Below are 18,697 nucleotides of genomic sequence, written 5' to 3'. Positions count from 1 at the left end.
GAGTTGATGATATGCAGATAGGTGAAACGTACAGCGGTTTTAAACTGCAGGAACAAAAAAAATTAGAGGAGATAAATTCTGAGGGAATGCTTTTTTACCATGAAAAAAGTGGTGCCAGATTATTTTTCTTAAAGAATGAAGATGACAATAAGGTATTTTCCATAAGCTTTAGAACCCCACCGGATGACAGCAGAGGAGTGCCTCATATACTTGAACATTCCGTACTCTGTGGTTCAAAAAAATTTCCTGTAAAGGAGCCTTTTGTAGAATTGGTAAAAGGTTCTCTCAATACTTTTTTAAATGCAATGACTTTCCCGGATAAAACCATGTATCCTGTAGCAAGTGTAAATGACAAGGATTTTGCAAATCTTATGGATGTTTATCTTGATGCAGTTTTTCAGCCCAATATATATAGATATCCTGAAATAATGATGCAGGAAGGGTGGCATTATGAGCTCAACAGCAGAGAAGAGGATATGACCTATAAGGGTGTGGTTTACAATGAGATGAAGGGGGCTTTTTCGTCACCGGAGTCAATTTTATTTAGAAAAATGCTGGAATCACTTTATCCCGATACTCAATATGGAGTGGAATCCGGAGGGGATCCGGATGTGATACCACAGCTTACACAACAGCAGTTTTTAGATTTTCACAGTAGATATTACCATCCTTCCAACAGCTATATATATCTATATGGTAACATGGATATAATTGAAAAACTTGAATTTTTGGATAGGGAATACTTGAGCCATTTTGAAAAAAAGAAAGTAGATTCTGCCCTAATAACTCAAAAACCTTTTCAAAGCTGCAGGGAAATGACTGTAGAATATCCTATTTCCAGTGCCGAAAAGGAGAAAGATAAAACTTTTTTGAGTATAAATTATTCCGTAGGAAAAGCCGTAGACAATGAATTGTATTTGGCTTTTGATATACTTGAACACATGCTTTTGGAGACTCCATCATCTCCACTTAAAAAGGCACTTATTGATGCAGGTATAGGTAAAGATGTATTTGGAGTATTTGAATCCGGTATGCTTCAGCCCATGTTTGGAATAGTAGCTAAAGGTTCCAATGAGAATGAAAAGCGTAGATTTCAAGATACAGTGGAGAAGACTCTAAATGATATTGTAGATAAGGGTATAGATAAAAAATTGGTGGAAGCATCTGTCAATATAAAGGAATTTCAGCTTAGGGAGGCAGATTACAAGGGATACCCCAAAGGACTTATATATGGAATGAAATGTATGGACGGCTGGCTGTATGATGAAGCCCCATGGACCCATCTCACCTATGAATCCGTATTGAACAAGATAAAATCCCAGCTGGATAATAATTATTTTGAAAATCTCATTAATAGATATATTCTAAAAAATAATCATAGTTCTATGTTGATAATTAGACCTGAAAGAGGACTTGAAGAAAAAAAGGATGCACTTCTAAAAGAAAAATTAAAAACTCTTAAGGACAGCCTTTCAGAAGATGAAATCCAAAAGATAATTCAAGATACGCTGAGATTGAAAAAAAGGCAGATGACGCGGGACAGCAAGGAGGATTTGATGAAAATACCTCTTTTGTCTATAGAAGATATAGATCCCAATCCCAAAGATTTAAAACTTGTAAAAAATAAAATCCAGGATGTGGAAGTATTATTTTACCCTGTATTCACCAATGGAATATACTACGTGAATCTATATTTCAATACAGAAGGGGTAAAAGAGGAACTTATTCCATATGTATCTCTTTTGAGTGCTGTGCTTGGAAAAGTGAGTACTGAAAATTATTACTATGAAGACCTGGCAAAAGAAATAAATATATATACAGGCGGAATAAATTATTCCTCTCAGGCCTTTTCAGAAAATGGGAACAGCAGAGAGTTTTATCCTAAATTCATAGTAAAATCAAAGGTGCTTGTGAATAATTTGGAGAAACTTATCTCCATATTGAAGGAGATAATAAATTATACTAAATTTGATGAGAAGAAGAGGCTGAAGGAGATAATCCAGGAAACTAAGTCCAGAATTGAAATGACTATTTTTGAGAGGGGCCACGTAGTGGTTGCCAACCATGTATCTTCCTATTTTTCTCCTGCAAGTAAATATGAGGATATGATTGGCGGACTGGAGTTTTATAAATTCATATCCAATCTGGAGAATAATTTTGACAGCAAAGTGGAGGAAATAAGAGAAAGCCTGAAAGAAGTCTCCAATGAGATATTCAACAAAAACAATCTGATTTTAAATATAACATGTGATGAAGCTGATTATGATAATCTTCAAGACAGGGTGAAAGAATTGATTTCTGGATTGAAAGATGATAAAGTTGGAAAAATATCCTATAAGTTTGATTTGAAAGCTAAAAATGAAGGGCTTATGACTTCTTCAAAAATACAGTATGTGGCCAAAGCGTATAATTATATTGACCTTGGATATTCCTATAGTGGGAGCCTGCAGGTCCTAAAATCCATAGCAAATTATGAATATCTGTGGAACCAGGTGAGAGTGCAGGGAGGTGCCTATGGAAGTTTTGCTTCTTTCCAGAGAAATGGGAACATGTTTTTTACCTCTTACAGAGATCCTAATTTAAAACATACCCTGGAGGTATATGATAAAGCTGGAGAGTTCTTTAATAATTTTAATGCAGATGACAGACAGATGGTTAAATATATAATAGGGACCATATCGGATTTGGATTTTCCGCTTTCCCCTTCCATGAAAGGAGAACGTGCAGTGGAGAATTATATAAGACATGTGAGTTATGAAGATCTGCAGAAAGAGAGGCAGGAAATATTAAATACCGGGGTAGAAGATATAAAAGGATTTTCAAAACTTATTTCCAGCTCAATGAATAAAGATAATATATGCGTTCTTGGCAGTGAGCAGAAAATAAAGGAAAACAAAGATCTATTCAAAAACCTGGTAAATTTATTTGAATAGCCAGTGATATAGATATCCACAATGTGAAGGGGAACTTATCCACATTGTGGATTGATTTTTATACTACGGTATCCTTGTCAGAAGTTTTTATATTTTTTAAATCTTTTATCCACACCTTAACACTCTCGTATACTATGGTTACAAGCAGTATTAGAAGTATTATTGAAAGGATAACCAGCAGCATTTCACCTTTAGGTATATAATTACCGAATATATTTGAGAAGGAAGCTGTAATAGTTATTATGGATATAGCTATCATAGGAATTATAGTTATCATTGCATATCTCTGTTTGCCCATCTTTATGATTATGGTGGTACCGATGGCAAAAGCTATAGCCGCCAGCATCTGATTTGCAGTACCGAACAACGGCCATATTGTAGAGATATTACCGGTATAAAGCAGGTATCCCCAGGTAAAAGACATCAGAACACTAAAAAATATTATATTTAGCCAGGAATTTTTCTTTGCAAAAGGCTTGTATATCTTGCCGAATAAGTCCTGAAGCAGGTATCTGCCTACCCTGGTTCCGGCATCAATAGTTGTAAGTATAAATAATGCTTCAAACATTATACAGAAATGATACCAATAGGACATTAATCCTTCCAGTCCGGGTATTTTATAAAACACATAGGACATTCCTACTGCCAGGGATACGGCACCGCCGGGTCTGCCTGCCAGGTTTTCTCCTACCATCTGCGACAGCATAGGTAATTCTTTTGGAAGCATACCCAGTTTTTCAAATACAGCTGGTGCTGAATTTATTGCGAAATAATCGGCAGTCGGAAGGCAGGTTGCAGCTATCAGGGCCATTAATGCTATAAAGGATTCTATGAGCATTGATCCAAAACCTATAGGAAGTATATCCTTCTCATTTGAGATGAGTTTAGGTGTAGTACCAGAACCTATAAGTGAATGGAAGCCTGACAGAGCACCGCAGGCTATGGTTATAAATAGGAATGGGAATACTTTTCCCGGCACTATAGGTCCGCCGCCCCCTATAAATTTAGTAAGTGCCGGCATTTGAAGTTCTGGTCTGACAAGTATTATGCCGATTACCAATAGTGCAATAACACCTAGTTTCATATAAGTGCTCAAATAATCTCTTGGAAGTAACAGCAGCCATACGGGCAGGACAGCAGCACAGAAACCGTATACAGCCAGTATAATAGACATCTGTTTTACATTAAAAGTAAGATAAGGAGCTAAGGCCGTATGCTGAATATAAGGCCCCAGTATAACTCCCAGCAGGATAAGTGCCATACCTATAATTGTACCTTCAGCTATTTTACCAGGTCTTATAAACCTTAGATAAATACCTATAAAAATTGCGACTGGAATGGTAAAGCCAACTGTAAAGGTACCCCAGGGGCTATTGTAAAGTGAATTGACAACAGGAAGTCCAAGTCCTGCCATGCTTATTATCAGTATGAATATGACTGCAATGGAGGTTATAAATCCCATTCTTTTACCGAGATTTTTTCTGGCAATTTCAGCAATTGATTCGCCGTCTTGTCTAACTGAAGCAAACAAGATCACCATATCATGCACAGCACCTGCAAATACACCTCCGATTAAAATCCAGAGAGTGCCGGGCAGATATCCGAACTGAGCTGCCAGTACAGGCCCTATTAGCGGTCCAGCACCTGCTATTGCAGCAAAGTGGTGTCCCAATAGTATCCACTTGTTAGTTGGAACATAATCGTGACCATCTTCAAATTTTTTGGATGGAACTTCTCTGGTTTCATCGAGAACCAGTACTTTTGCGGCTATAAATGACCCATAAAATCTGTAACCTAAAATCAGTACAAGAGCTCCTATAATTACCAGTACTATCGAGTTCATGTAAATTCCCCCTTATAAATTTATTTAGCATAAATATGCTATTATCATTATAGCATGAATTTTCAATTAATTCAGCCAATATAGGGCGAATTGACAAAAAACTTTTAAATTTCGGTTAGATTTAAAGCTGGAAGCTTCAAATGACTTGTATAAAAAAAGATTGTCCCAAAATTATTTTGAGACAATCTTTCCTGCTAAGATTGCATATTGTTCATATCATTTTAGATAGCATTATTTTCATTGACTTTGTCAAAATCTCCGGATTTTAAATCTGCAATCCAGTGTTTGATACTTTCATAGAGTATAACCACAAGTATAGCTATAAGTATAAAAGATAACACTGTGAGTAAAGTTTTATTATTTGGTATATAGTTTCCTGTTATATTTTCAATTGATGCAGTCAATGTGGCCACACTTATAAAAGTCATTGGCAGTATTGTAATTGGTATATACTTTTTCTTTCCCATTCTTATGAGTACTGAGGTACCTATGGCAAAGGCTATAGCTGCCAAACTTTGATTTGCCACACCAAACAGCGGCCAAATGGTGGATATATTACCGGTGTACAGCAGATATCCCCAGGCAAATGACATTATAAAGCTGAATAATATTATATTGAACCAGGAATCTTTTTTTGCAAAAGGTTTATAGAGTTTTCCAGCTAAATCCTGAATTAAGTATCTTCCTATTCTGGTACCTGAATCTATAGTTGTTAAAATAAACAGTGCCTCAAACATTATGCAGAAATGATACCAATATGACATTAGACTTTCAAGTCCGGGTATTTTATAAAACACATAGGACATTCCTACTGCCAGGGACACAGAACCTCCGGTTCTTCCTGCCAGCTGTTCTCCTACCATTTGGGACAGCATAGGCAGTTCTTTTGGTATCATACCCAGTTTTTCAAATACCGCTGGAGCTGAGTTGATGGCAAAATAATCGGCAGTTGGAAGACAGGTTGCAGCTATTAATGCCATCAGTGCTATGAAGGATTCTATAACCATAGAACCGTATCCAATAGGCAGTATATCCTTTTCATTTGAAATAAGTTTAGGTGTTGTACCCGTACCAATGAGTGAATGGAAACCTGACAGAGCACCGCAGGCTATGGTTATGAATACAAATGGAAAGACCTTACCTGGAACGATAGGTCCACCGCCCCCTATAAATTTAGTAACTGCAGTCATTTGAAGTTCTGGTCTGACAAGTATAATACCGATTACTAAAAGAGCTATAACACCAAGCTTCATATAAGTACTTAGATAATCTCTTGGCAGAAGCAGAAGCCATACAGGCAGTACGGCAGCACAGAAACCGTATACAGCCAGTATAAGGGACATTTGCTTTACATTAAAAGTGAGATAAGGAGCTAAAGCTGTATGCTGAATGTAAGGCCCCAGGATAACACCAAGTAATATAAGTGCCATACCTATGATTGTAGCCTCGGCTATTTTACCAGGTCTTATAAATTTAAGATAAATACCTATAAAAATTGCTACTGGAATAGTAAAACCAACTGTAAACGTTCCCCAAGGACTGTTGTAAAGTGAATTTACAATTGGAAGGCCGAGTCCTGCCATGGTTATTATCAATATGAATATTACTGAAATCGATGTGATATAACCCATTCTTTCACCAAGATTTTTTCTGGCAATCTCGGCAATAGATTGTCCATCTTGTCTAACTGAAGCGAATAGAATTATCATATCATGAACTCCACCGGCAAGTACACCTCCTATTAAGATCCAGAGAGTACCTGGCAGATATCCAAATTGAGCAGCTAAGACTGGCCCAATTAATGGTCCTGCACCTGCAATTGCTGCAAAATGATGGCCGAGAAGCACCCATTTATTAGTGGGGACATAATCATGACCATCCTCAAATTTTTTGGATGGAACTTCTCTGTTCTCATCTAGGACCAATACTTTAGCTGCAATCCAGGAACCGTAAAATCTGTAACCCAGAACTAATACAAGGGCACCTACGATTACAAGCACTATTGAATTCATAAAAAGACCTCCTTTAAAATTTGAAAATATATAAAATTAATACCTGATAATTTTACATTATCATTCTATCATGAATTTTCACTTAATTTGGCTAATTATACTTGAAACGACGAAAATAGACTGTGAATGGCATTAATATTACCGTAAATGACATATGAAGAATTGGGAGGATTAAATTATATGTGAAATGGAAAATAAAAAAAGACCCCATAGTAATAATGAGGTCAAAATTCAAGAAATTATATAATTTATAGTTAAACGGCCTTGTCTTCAACAGTTTTATCAAATTTTCCGGATTTTAAATCTGCTATCCAGTGTTTAACACTTTCATAGAGTATAAGAGCCAATATAAATATAAGAATTAAAGACAATACGGTCAGTGCAATTTTATGGTTCGGAATATAATTTCCGGTTATATTTTCAATTGATGCTGTAAAAGTGGCTATACTTATAAATATCATAGGTATTATCGTTATAGGAATGTATTTCTTTTTTCCCATTCTTATAAGTACTGAGGTACCTATGGCAAAGGCTATAGCTGACAAACTTTGGTTTGCTACACCAAATAGAGGCCATATAGTGGATATACTTCCGGTATAGAGCAGATAACCCCAGGCAAATGACATCAAGAAACTGAAAAATATTATGTTAAACCAGGAATCTTGTTTTGCAAAAGGTTTATAGAACTTTCCAAATAGATCTTGAAACAGATATCGGCCTATTCTAGTACCTGAATCTATAGTTGTAAGTATAAATAACGCTTCAAACATTATGCAGAAATGATACCAGTAGGACATCAGTCCTTTCAGTCCAGGTATTTTATAAAATACATAGGACATTCCCACTGCCAGGGACACAGATCCGCCGGGTCTCCCTGCCAGCTGTTCACCTACCAGATTGGAGAGCATAGGCAGTTCTTTTGGAATCATACCCAGTTTTGCAAATACATCTGGTGCCGAATTTATGGCAAAGTAATCGGCAGTTGGAAGACAGGTTGCTGCAATTAGTGCGATTAAAGCTATAAATGATTCTATAACCATGGAACCGTACCCAACAGGCAGTATATCCTTTTCATTTGAAATAAGCTTAGGAGTGGTACCTGTACTTATCAGCGAATGGAAACCTGAAAGTGCACCACAGGCTATGGTTATGAATACAAATGGGAAAACCTTGCCTGGAACAATAGGTCCGCCGCCCCCAATAAATTGAGTAAGTGCTGGCATCTGCAGTGTTGGTCTGACCAATACAATTCCAACCACAAGTGCAGCGATAACTCCAATTTTCATATAAGTGCTTAGATAACCTCTAGGAAGCAGTAAAAGCCATACAGGCAGAACTGCTGCACAAAAACCATATATTGCGAGTATCAGTGACATTTGTTTTACGTTAAAAGTTAAATAGGGGGCAAGAAACGAGTGCTGGATGGTTGGACCCAGTATAACTCCCAATAATATAAGCAGCATACCGATTACAGTACCTTCACCTATTTTGCCGGGTCTTATAAATTTAAGATAAATACCTACAAAAATTGCTACCGGAATGGTAAATCCTACTGTAAAGGTTCCCCAAGGGCTGCTAGTGAGGGAGTTTACTATTGGAAGACCAAGGCCTGCCATAGTTATTATCAGTATGAATATTACTGAAATTGCTGTGATATAACCCATTCTTTCACCAAGATTTTCTCTGGCAATCTCGGCAATAGATTGTCCATCTTGTCTGACTGAAGCAAACAGAATTACCATATCATGAACTCCACCGGCAAGTACGCCTCCTATTAAAATCCAGAGAGTACCTGGCAGATATCCGAATTGAGCAGCTAAAACTGGACCAATTAATGGTCCTGCGCCTGCAATTGCTGCAAAATGCTGACCTAGGAGAATCCATTTATTTGTTGGGAGATAATCGTGTCCATCTTCAAATTTTTTGGCAGGGACCTCTCTTGTTTCATCTAATACTAAAACTTTTGCTGCAATCCAGGATCCGTAGAACCTGTAACCTAGAACCAATACAAGAGCACCTATTATTACAAGTACTATTGAATTCATAAAAAAACCTCCTTTAAAAATTTGACAAAAAAATAATTAATGATTAAATGTTTACAGACATAAATATAATATGAACCGATTAAATTTTCTATTTAAATGCTGTGAAATGATATAAATATGCCATAAGAAGTCAAAATATTGTCCTAAGTGACAGTAGTTGTGAAATTTATTGTTTTTTTTATAACACAGTATATAAAAATAATTTTTTTATAATAATATTTATTTGAAATTAAAATTTTGTAGTAATTGAATGTGTTTTTTGATAAAATAAAATTAAATATTATAATTTTTTGGAAGTGGTTTATTGTGATATACATACAGTTGGTTGAAAGCATGGCCCTTATAGCCTTGTCTGCATATTTATACAATCAGCTCCATGTTTTGAAAAATTTAATTAAGGATGAGCTGAGGTTTGTAGATAAAATCATACTTATAGTATTTTTTAGCGTTTTGGGTATTATAGGCAGTTATACCGGAGTTAATGTGGAACCTTATACTATAAGTGGTATCAAACAGGGAAGCAGTTATATCGGTATACATGATGCTATAGCCAACACGAGGCCTATAGCAGCTATAGTGGCTGGCTATATAGGCGGACCTGTATTTGGTGCTCTGGTTGGAGCCGCAGCGGGCACCCACAGATATTTTCTCGGAGGATTTACGGCACTTTCCTGCGGAATTGCCACTGTAGTCGAGGGATTGGTTGGAGGAATTATAAAAAAATTCTCGAAAAATGAAAATTTTAACCTAAAAAAGGTATTTATTGGGTCAGTTGCTGCAGAATTCTGTCAAATGATTATAATTTTGATAATTGCCAAACCATTTAATTCGGCTCTTAAATTAGTGCAAATTATATCGGTACCGATGATATTGATAAATTCTTTTGGAGCGGTGATTTTTATAAACATAATAAAAAGTGCAAGAGAAGAATACAATAGAATTGGAGCAACTGAAGCCCAGAGGGCACTTAATATTGCAAAAAAAACTGCAAATTATATGAGAAAAGGATTTAACGGGGATACGGCTAAAAATGTTTGTGAAATAATATATGAGATGACAAATGCAGATGGTATAGTTATAGGGGATAAGAATGGATTTTTGGCCTATTCTGGAGATGATATAGATGAAAATGAATTGAAAAAGAGTATAATAGTATATAATAAGTCAGCTGATTATAGAACTATTGAATTGAAAGATAGGATAAATCCAATGTATTTTGTATGTGCTCCTTTTAGAATACCCAATTCAGGTTTTGAGGGAATGCTGGGATTAGGCGTTAGATCGAAAAAAAATATCAATTTTTATTTTATACAGTTTGGAAAAGATTTAAGTGATCTGTTATCTAATCAGATAGAACTGTATAAATTGGATAAGTTAGCCAAAGAGGCATCTACAGCCGAATTTAGAGCTTTAAGGGCTCAGATAGAGCCTCATTTTTTCTTTAATGCACTTAATACCATAGCTTCTTTTTGTAGAACAAATCCACTGAAGGCAAGAGAACTTATTATGGATTTATCCAATTATTTTAGACAGACTTTAAAAAGGCAGGAAGATTTTGTTTATTTAAAGGATGAGATAGAATTTGTTCAATCTTATCTTTCTATTGAAAAAGCCAGATTTGGAGACAGACTGAATCTAATTATCGATATACCTGATGAGATGCTGGAGAAAAAAGTTCCTGTATTTGTGCTTCAGCCAATTGTGGAAAATGCCATAAAGCATGGTATATTGCCTAAACCGGAGGGGGGAAAAGTGTATCTCAAGGCATTTTTTGAGGATGATGAAATGCATTTTTCGGTGACGGATACAGGAGTAGGCATGGATGAAAAGCGATTGAATGAAGTTTTAACCAAATGGCCGGGTATAGGATTAAAGAATGTAAATGAAAGATTGAAATTACTATATGGAGAAGATTATGGATTGGATATAAAAACATCTGTGAATAAGGGCACCAAAATCAGTTTTCGCATATCAATGAGGGAGGTTTCATCCATAAATGGATAAATTAAGATGTGTTATTGTAGAAGATGAGATACCTGCTGCAGAAGAGTTGAGTTATATAATATCGCAGTATGAAGATATATCTGTAGAGGGAATTGCATATGACGGAAAAAGTGGTATGGAAATTATAAAGACGAAAAAACCTGATGCTGTGTTTTTAGATATAAATATGCCGGTGGAAAATGGTATAGAGGTGGCTAAAAATATCAAAGAATTTTATGGTGACATTGATATAATATTTGTAACTGCTTATGAAGAGCATGCAGTGAAAGCGTTTGAACTAAATGCGCTGGATTATGTACTCAAGCCTTTTGATGAAAATAGAATAGCCATTACCATAGACAGACTTATACAGAGAAAGCATATAAAAGATGCGGAAGATGAGAAAATACCCAATGATATCTTAAATGAATTAATAGATAAAATGGATAAGGAAAAAAATCTGGTTAAAAGGATACCTTGTGAAAGGCAGGGCAAAATAATACTGGTAAGTGTAGATGATATCTATTACTGCTACATAAAAGATGAGAAAACGTATGTAAAGGTTAAAGATGACAGTTATCTGGTAGGCTATACTTTGGGACAGATAGAAAAAAGAACGAATTTTTTCAGATCTCACAGGAGTTTTCTGGTAAATATAGATAATATAAAGGAATTATATTCTTGGTTTAATGGCACTTATAAATTAGTTATGGATGACAAAGAAAAATCCGAAATACCGATAAGTCGAAATAACGTGAAAAAACTGAAGGAACTGCTCAAAATGTAATGTAAAAAAAGCGCCCATAGACTTGTATAGAGCAAATCTATAGACGCCATTTTTACATCATCTTTTCCCACATATCATATAAGGCATCTATTTTATTTTGTGTAGCTAAGACTTCTTTGTTTATTTCACTGCTTTTTTTAGGGTCAGAATAGATTTCTTCCAAGCATAATTTTTTTTGTAGTTTTAATAAGGAATTCTCTAAATCTGATATTTCTTCTTCAATGTGATCTATCCTTGCCTTTTTCTCCTGCTGCACTTTTTTTATATTTTTTTTCTTCCTTTTTTCATGCTGTATCTGAGTTTTTGTTTTTCCTTTATCTTTTTCTTGCGTTTCAAATCTCAATGGATTGTTCTTCTTTTCCACATAATAGGAGTAATTTCCGAGATATTCTTTCATTCCGGTTCTATTTAGTTCATATATTTTATTTATAGATTTGTTTAAAAAATATCTGTCATGGGAGATTACGAGCAAAGTACCGTCATAATTTAGCAGGGATTCCTCCAACGCCTCTCGGGAAGTTATATCCAAATGGTTGGTAGGTTCATCTAAAAGCAAAAAATTGGATTTGGACAATATAAGCTTTAGTAAATTTATTCTGCATTTTTCACCACCGCTTAAAGATGCAATTTTTTTAAATACTTCATCTCCTGTAAAGAGAAAGCTGGCTAGGGCATTTCTTATCTCTGTAGCTGTTAGCCTGGGAAAATCGTCCCATACTTCATCTAGAACTGTTTTCTCAGAGTTCAAGTCAGATTGTTCCTGATCATAATAGCCTATTTGTACATTTTTACCTAATATACAGATGCCGTCATCTTCTTTTAATTTTCCCATGATTATTTTAAAAAGAGTGGTTTTACCACAGCCGTTTTCACCGATGATTGCTGTTTTCTCTCCCCTTTTCATCTCGAAACTCAAATTTTGAAATAACAAATTATTGTTGAAACTTTTGCACAGTTTTTTAACTTGAAGTACATCATTTCCACTATTTATCTGAGATTTGAATATTACATTTTTAATTTCTTTATTTTTGTCAGGAGGAGCTATCCTTTCTATTTTGTTTAATCTCTTTTCTCTGCTTTCAGCAGCTTTTATACTTTTTTCCCTGTTGAAGGATCTGTATTTTTCAATGATTTGTTCTTGTCTTTTTATCTCTGTCTGTTGTATATTATATGCCTTAAGTTGAATTTCGTAGTTCTTTTTTTTGAGTTCCAGATATTTGGTATAATTGCCATTATAATAATTTATATGACCGTTTATGAGCTCGATAGTCGAGGCGGTTACAGCATCCAGAAAATATCTGTCATGGGATATCAGTATAACAGTTCCCTTATAGCTTTTTAGATAATCTTCAAGCCATTCTATGGCATTTAAATCCAAATGGTTAGTGGGCTCATCTAATAGAAGTATATCGGGATTTGTCAAAAGCAATTTACAGAGGGCCACCCGTGTTTTTTTGCCTCCACTTAATACATTTATGGGTTTAGCGTACTCATCTTCAGAGAAACCCAGCCCTTTTAAAGTCTTATTTATTTCTGCCTTGTAAGTGTATCCGCCTTTATTCGAGTAAATTTCCGAGAGAGTTGTGTAATCATCTATTAATTTGTTGTGGTAATCCTCATTATGAGAATCATAGGGCTCATTCATTAAGATCTCTAGTTTATTCAATCTTTTTTCTAAATTCATAAGTTCTCCAAATACAGTGTACATTTCATCAGATATTGTGTTTGAAGAATCAAGAGACAGATGCTGGGTTAAATAACCCATGGTTTTGGACTTATTTATATATAAATCTCCGCTGTCATAATTCAATTTATTTGTCAGAATATTAAACAGTGTAGACTTCCCGGCTCCATTTGGGCCTATTAATCCTACTTTGTCTCCTTCATTTATGTTAAAGGTTATATTTTCAAGTATAACTTTTATTCCGTAACTTTTATGGATATTTTTGCAGCTTAAAACTATCATAAGTATAATACACCTTCCTTAGTCATTAACATTTTACTATGTATGGTGACTTTTTTGTACCCCTAATTTTACTGAGGTGAAGATTGAAATTATATTTTTAGGTGAAAATAATTTAATGGTACAGTTAAAAAAAATAATGGGTAAAGAAACTATTGACTATGGTATAATTAAATAATACTATAATTGATAGAGTCAATAAATTATTATAGACATCTAAATATAATTACAATAGTATTTAACACATTAAATTTTATATATATGAGGTGCTTTATGGATAAGAAAAAAAATATATCGATGGCTGTTATAAAAAGACTGCCAAAATATCATAGATATTTAAGTGATTTAATGAAAAATGATGTAGACAGAATATCTTCGAAGGAATTAAGTGAAAAAATAGGTTTTACAGCTTCACAGATAAGACAGGATTTAAATTGTTTTGGAGATTTCGGGCAGCAGGGTTATGGTTATAATGTGAGTGAATTGTACAGCCAGATATGCAATATACTCGGACTTACAAAATTATACAGGACAGTTTTAATAGGAGCAGGTAATATAGGTCAGGCAATAGCTAATTACACTAGGTTTGATAAATTGGGTTTTGGGATGAAAGCTATATTTGATATAAATCCCAAGCTTATAGGCATTAGAATTAGGGATATTGAAATAAATGATATAGATTACTTGGCGGATTACTTAAAAGAAAATGCCGTAGATATAGGGATAATATGTGTGCCCAGCAACAATGCGCAAAAGGTCTGCAATATTCTGGTAGAAAATGGAGTGAGAGGTATCTGGAATTTTGCGCCTGTAGATTTGATAGTACCTGAAGATGTCAAAGTGGAAGATGTTCATTTGAGTGACAGCCTTCTCACATTGAGCTGTCTTTTGAATGATATAGAATCAAGTGATTCTTAACTCAGATGGAGTTTGCGCATAGGTGTATATTTGAATGTTAAAGTTCAAATATCAGAGTTCAACTTTGGTAGATTTTCGGTTGTTACCGAAAATCATCATTGATTGATATTTGTTTTTTATATTTTGAACTTTATAATAAAGTGGCGGTATGAGATAAAAAATCATTTTAAAATATAAAAGCTGAATTTTAAATTATGGATAATTAAAATAAAATAGTTTGAATTTATATTTTATATTGAAATATCAAATTTTGGAGTATATAATAATACTAAAGTAATAAATTTACTTAGGCTATTGTTATGCATATTTGTTATATTATTAACAATAGGCTGTTACAATTTCAAGATAACATAAAACTTTGGGGAGGGTTAATATGGAATATAAGAACATTATTCTTGAAAAAAAGGGGAAACTGGCACTGCTTACAATAAACAGACCTAAGGCACTCAATGCATTGAATTCGGAAACAGTAGCGGAAATAGATAGTGCTGTAGATAAGATTGCTGCAGATGATAATGTGCTGGCTGTGATAATTACAGGAGCAGGGAAATCTTTTGTAGCTGGAGCTGACATAACTCAGATGAAGGATTTTAATTCTGTAGAAGGAAGAAAATTTAGTAGACTTGGTAATAGAGTTTTTAGAAAACTAGAAAACTTGGAAAAACCTGTTATAGCAGCGGTAAACGGTTTTGCATTAGGAGGAGGCTGTGAATTGTCCTTAGCTTGTGATATAAGAATAGCTTCGTCAAAAGCTAAGTTTGGACAACCAGAAGTAGGATTGGGAATCACACCGGGTTTTGGAGGAACTCAAAGACTTGCACGAACAGTCGGACTAGGTATGGCAAAAGAACTTATATATACTGCAAAGATAATAAAAGCTGATGAGGCTTTGAGAATAGGCTTGGTAAATAGTGTATTTGAGCCTGAAAAGTTATTGGAAGAGGCAGAAAATTTGGCAAATACCATAGCTGCTAACGCACCTATAGCGGTTAGAATGAGTAAGGCTGCCATAAATAGGGGCATCCAATGTGATATAGATACGGCTATAGCTTATGAATGGGAGGCTTTTGCTGAATGCTTTTCTACAGAAGATCAAAAAGAAGGAATGACGGCTTTTGTAGAAAAGAGAGAAAAGTGTTTCAAGAATAAATAAATTACTAGAAGCTATATTTTATAGTATGAAAACTATATTAGGGGGTAAAGTAAATGGATTTTACATTAACAAGGGAACAAGAATTTGTAAAACAGATGGTAGATGAATTTACCGAAAATGAAGTTAAACCAATAGCCGCTGAAATAGACGAAACCGAAAGATTTCCTCAAGAGACAGTGGATAAAATGGCTAAATACGGCATGCTGGGGATTCCCTTCCCGGTGGAGTATGGCGGAGCAGGCGGTGATACACTCTCCTACATAATAGCTGTTGAAGAGGTTTCCAAAGCTTGTGCCACTACTGGTGTTATACTATCGGGACATACTTCACTTTGCGCTTCACTGATTCAGCAGTTTGGTACGGAAGAACAAAAACAAAAGTACCTGGTTCCATTGGCAAAAGGAGAAAAACTTGGGGCTTTCGGTCTGACAGAACCTAATGCAGGTACTGATGCCTCAGGCCAGCAAAGCCAGGCTATTCTTGAAGGAGACCATTATGTCTTAAATGGACAGAAAATATTCATTACAAATGGAGGAGTTGCAGATGTTTTCATAGTATTTGCCATGACAGACAGAAGCAAGGGCACCAGAGGAATATCTGCATTTATACTGGAAAAGGGAACACCGGGTTTCTCCATAGGAAAAACTGAAAACAAGATGGGAATAAGAGCTTCTTCTACAACTGAATTGGTGTTTGAAGACTGTATAATTCCAAAAGAGAATCTAGTAGGAAAAGAGGGGAAAGGTTTCCCTATAGCAATGAAAACTCTTGATGGAGGAAGAATTGGTATAGCTGCTCAGGCTCTTGGCATTGCAGAAGGTGCTTTGGATGAGGCTATTGAATATATGAAAGAGAGAAAACAGTTTGGAAGACCAATTTTTAAGTTTCAAGGTTTAGGCTGGGTTGTAGCTGATTTGAATACCAAGATAGAAGCAGCAAGATATTTGGTGTATAAGGCAGCTGTTAATAAGGATAAAGGAGTTCCTTATACAGTAGATGCTGCAAGGGCTAAACTTATGGCAGCCAATGTGGCTATGGAAGTTACAACTAAAGTAGTTCAGCTGTTTGGCGGATATGGCTACACTAAAGACTATCCTGTAGAGAGAATGATGAGAGATGCCAAGATAACTGAAATATATGAAGGAACTTCAGAAGTCCAGAAAATGGTTATTTCAGGAAACTTATTTAAATAGGAGGGACACTTATAATGAATATAGTTGTTTGTTTAAAACAGGTACCAGATACCAATGAAGTTAAAATAGATCCTAAAACTGGAACGCTGATAAGAGAAGGTGTTCCATCAATAATAAATCCAGATGATAAAAATGCTCTTGAAGAGGCATTGGTTATAAAAGAAAAGGAAGGCGGAAAAGTAACGGTGATAAGTATGGGACCTCCCCAGGCTGAAAAAGCACTTAGAGAAGCATTGGCAATGGGTGCCGACAGAGCCATACTCATATCTGATAGAGCTTTTGCAGGTGCAGATACTTGCGCTACTGCTTATGCATTGTCAGGTGCACTTAAGAAATTGGATTATGATATTATTTTTGCTGGAAGACAGGCTATAGATGGAGATACAGCTCAAGTTGGACCTGAAATAGCTGAATTTCTTCAAATACCTCAAGTAACTTATGTGGAAAAGGTTGATGTAGAAGGTAACAGTCTAAAAATAAGAAAAGCTTGGGAAGATGGCTATGAGACGGTAACAGTTAAGACTCCAGTTCTTCTTACAGCTATAAAAGAGTTGAACGAGCCTAGGTATATGCATATGAGAAACATATTTAAAATATTTAATGAAGATGTGGAAGTATGGCATGCAGATGATATAGAGGTAGATAAATCCCTCCTTGGACTTTCAGGATCTCCAACAAGAGTTAAAAGATCGGCTACCAAGGAAGCAAAAGGACAAGGGGAAATAATCAATAAGCCATATAAGGAAGCTGTAACGTATGCACTTTCAAAATTAAAGGAAAAACACTTAATTTAATTAGGGGGGATTTATGATGAACATAGCAGATTATAAAGGTATATGGGTATTTGCAGAACAAAGGGACGGAAAACTGCAAAAAGTTGCCCTGGAATTACTTGGGAAAGGCAGAGAGCTGGCAGGTAAGCTAGGAGTTGAACTGACAGCTGTGTTACTTGGCAGTGAAATAGATGATGCAGCTAAGGAATTAATTGCTTATGGTGCTGATAAAGTGTTGTATGCAGACAGTCCACTTTTGAAACACTATACTACGGATGCCTATGCTAAAGTTATTTATGATTTGATAAATGAGAAAAAACCGGAAGTATTTCTCATAGGTGCAACATTTATAGGAAGAGATTTAGGACCAAGGGTAGCAGCTAGGCTTAGAACAGGGCTTACAGCTGATTGTACAGGACTTGATGTTGATGCAGAGTCGAAAAATTTGCTCATGACAAGACCTGCATTTGGCGGTAACCTCATGGCAACTATAGAATGTGCAAATAACAGACCCCAAATGTCCACTGTAAGGCCAGGAGTTTTTGAGAAGCTTGAAAAAGACCAAAGTAGAGCTGTCAATATAGATAAATTTAAGGCAGATTTAAAAGCTTCTGATGTCAGATTAAAAGTAGATGAAGTAATAAAGATTGCGAAAAATGTAATGGATATAGGGGAAGCAGATGTCATAGTATCTGGAGGAAGAGGACTGGGAAGTGAAGAAGGATTTAAAGTTCTAAAAGAACTGGCGGATCTTTTAGGTGGAACTATAGCAGGCTCCCGTGCCACTGTCGACAGTGGATGGATAGACAAAGCATATCAAGTAGGACAGACAGGTAAAACTGTAAGACCTAAATTGTATATAGCTTGTGGTATATCTGGAGCTATACAGCATCTGGCAGGAATGCAGGACAGTGATTTTATTGTAGCCATAAATAAAGATGACAGTGCTCCAATAATGAATGTAGCAGATCTTGGCTTGGTTGGAGATTATAAGAAAATTGTACCTGAAATGGTAGCCCAGATTAAAGCTATAAAATAGGAGTTTTGTTATAAAGATAGTATAAATTATATTAATTTTAGGGGAGGGATTATAC

The 18,697-nt window shown here is 35.4% G+C and carries 12 protein-coding genes; 8 read left to right on the top strand and 4 right to left on the bottom strand.

All coding sequences use genetic code 11. The features are described 5' to 3' along the window. The first annotated feature begins 11 nt into the window (after positions 1-11). On the top strand, positions 12-2,933 hold the full coding sequence (locus CLLU_RS00650; protein WP_106007642.1) for an insulinase family protein: 2,922 nt from the start codon (positions 12-14) through the stop codon (positions 2,931-2,933). 58 nt (positions 2,934-2,991) lie between these two features. On the opposite strand, the gene CLLU_RS00645 is transcribed toward CLLU_RS00650, so the two are convergent. From CLLU_RS00645 to CLLU_RS00635, 3 genes are all read right to left on the bottom strand, one after another. Then, positions 2,992-4,776 carry a carbon starvation CstA family protein gene (locus CLLU_RS00645; protein WP_106007641.1) on the bottom strand — a complete coding sequence of 595 codons (1,785 nt, stop codon included), beginning with the start codon at positions 4,774-4,776 and terminating at the stop codon, positions 2,992-2,994. Positions 4,777-4,997: 221 nt separating this feature from the next. Next, positions 4,998-6,788, bottom strand: coding sequence for a carbon starvation CstA family protein (locus CLLU_RS00640; RefSeq protein ID WP_106007640.1), 1,791 nt, complete (start codon positions 6,786-6,788; stop codon positions 4,998-5,000). A 254-nt stretch (positions 6,789-7,042) separates the two neighbouring features. After that, positions 7,043-8,833, bottom strand: a complete 1,791-nt coding sequence (locus CLLU_RS00635) for a carbon starvation CstA family protein (protein ID WP_106007639.1) — start codon at positions 8,831-8,833, stop codon at positions 7,043-7,045. Between the two features lie 306 nt (positions 8,834-9,139). Here CLLU_RS00635 and CLLU_RS00630 point away from each other — a divergent pair, with 306 nt between their 5' ends. After that, positions 9,140-10,837, top strand: coding sequence for a LytS/YhcK type 5TM receptor domain-containing protein (locus CLLU_RS00630; protein WP_106007638.1), 1,698 nt, complete (start codon positions 9,140-9,142; stop codon positions 10,835-10,837). Next, a complete protein-coding gene (locus tag CLLU_RS00625) occupies positions 10,830-11,603 on the top strand; it encodes a LytR/AlgR family response regulator transcription factor (protein ID WP_106007637.1) in 774 nt (257 codons plus the stop codon). Before CLLU_RS00630 ends, CLLU_RS00625 begins: the two co-directional genes overlap by 8 nt. A 52-nt stretch (positions 11,604-11,655) precedes the next feature. On the opposite strand, the gene abc-f is transcribed toward CLLU_RS00625, so the two are convergent. Continuing rightward, on the bottom strand, positions 11,656-13,569 hold the full coding sequence (gene abc-f / locus CLLU_RS00620; protein WP_106007636.1) for a ribosomal protection-like ABC-F family protein: 1,914 nt from the start codon (positions 13,567-13,569) through the stop codon (positions 11,656-11,658). A gap of 270 nt (positions 13,570-13,839) precedes the next feature. Here abc-f and CLLU_RS00615 point away from each other — a divergent pair, with 270 nt between their 5' ends. From CLLU_RS00615 to CLLU_RS00595, 5 genes are all read left to right on the top strand, one after another. Continuing rightward, positions 13,840-14,484 carry a redox-sensing transcriptional repressor Rex gene (locus tag CLLU_RS00615; RefSeq protein WP_106007635.1) on the top strand — a complete coding sequence of 215 codons (645 nt, stop codon included), beginning with the start codon at positions 13,840-13,842 and terminating at the stop codon, positions 14,482-14,484. Between the two features lie 373 nt (positions 14,485-14,857). Next, positions 14,858-15,637: a short-chain-enoyl-CoA hydratase gene (locus CLLU_RS00610; protein WP_106007634.1), complete on the top strand. Its 780-nt coding sequence runs from the start codon at positions 14,858-14,860 to the stop codon at positions 15,635-15,637. Positions 15,638-15,690: 53 nt separating this feature from the next. Further along, positions 15,691-16,830 carry an acyl-CoA dehydrogenase gene (locus CLLU_RS00605; RefSeq protein ID WP_106007633.1) on the top strand — a complete coding sequence of 380 codons (1,140 nt, stop codon included), beginning with the start codon at positions 15,691-15,693 and terminating at the stop codon, positions 16,828-16,830. Positions 16,831-16,844: 14 nt separating this feature from the next. Next, entirely contained in the window at positions 16,845-17,624 is a 780-nt protein-coding gene (locus CLLU_RS00600; protein ID WP_106007632.1) for an electron transfer flavoprotein subunit beta/FixA family protein, read from the top strand. A gap of 16 nt (positions 17,625-17,640) precedes the next feature. Next, the gene (locus CLLU_RS00595) at positions 17,641-18,642 is read left to right on the top strand and encodes an electron transfer flavoprotein subunit alpha/FixB family protein (RefSeq protein ID WP_106007631.1); all 1,002 of its coding nucleotides are present in this window, start codon (positions 17,641-17,643) and stop codon (positions 18,640-18,642) included. Positions 18,643-18,697 lie beyond the last annotated feature (55 nt).

Origin of the sequence: Clostridium luticellarii (assembly GCF_002995845.1) — a bacterium.
Lineage (GTDB): Bacteria > Bacillota > Clostridia > Clostridiales > Clostridiaceae > Clostridium_B > Clostridium_B luticellarii.
This window is presented reverse-complemented; position numbering and strand designations above follow the sequence as displayed.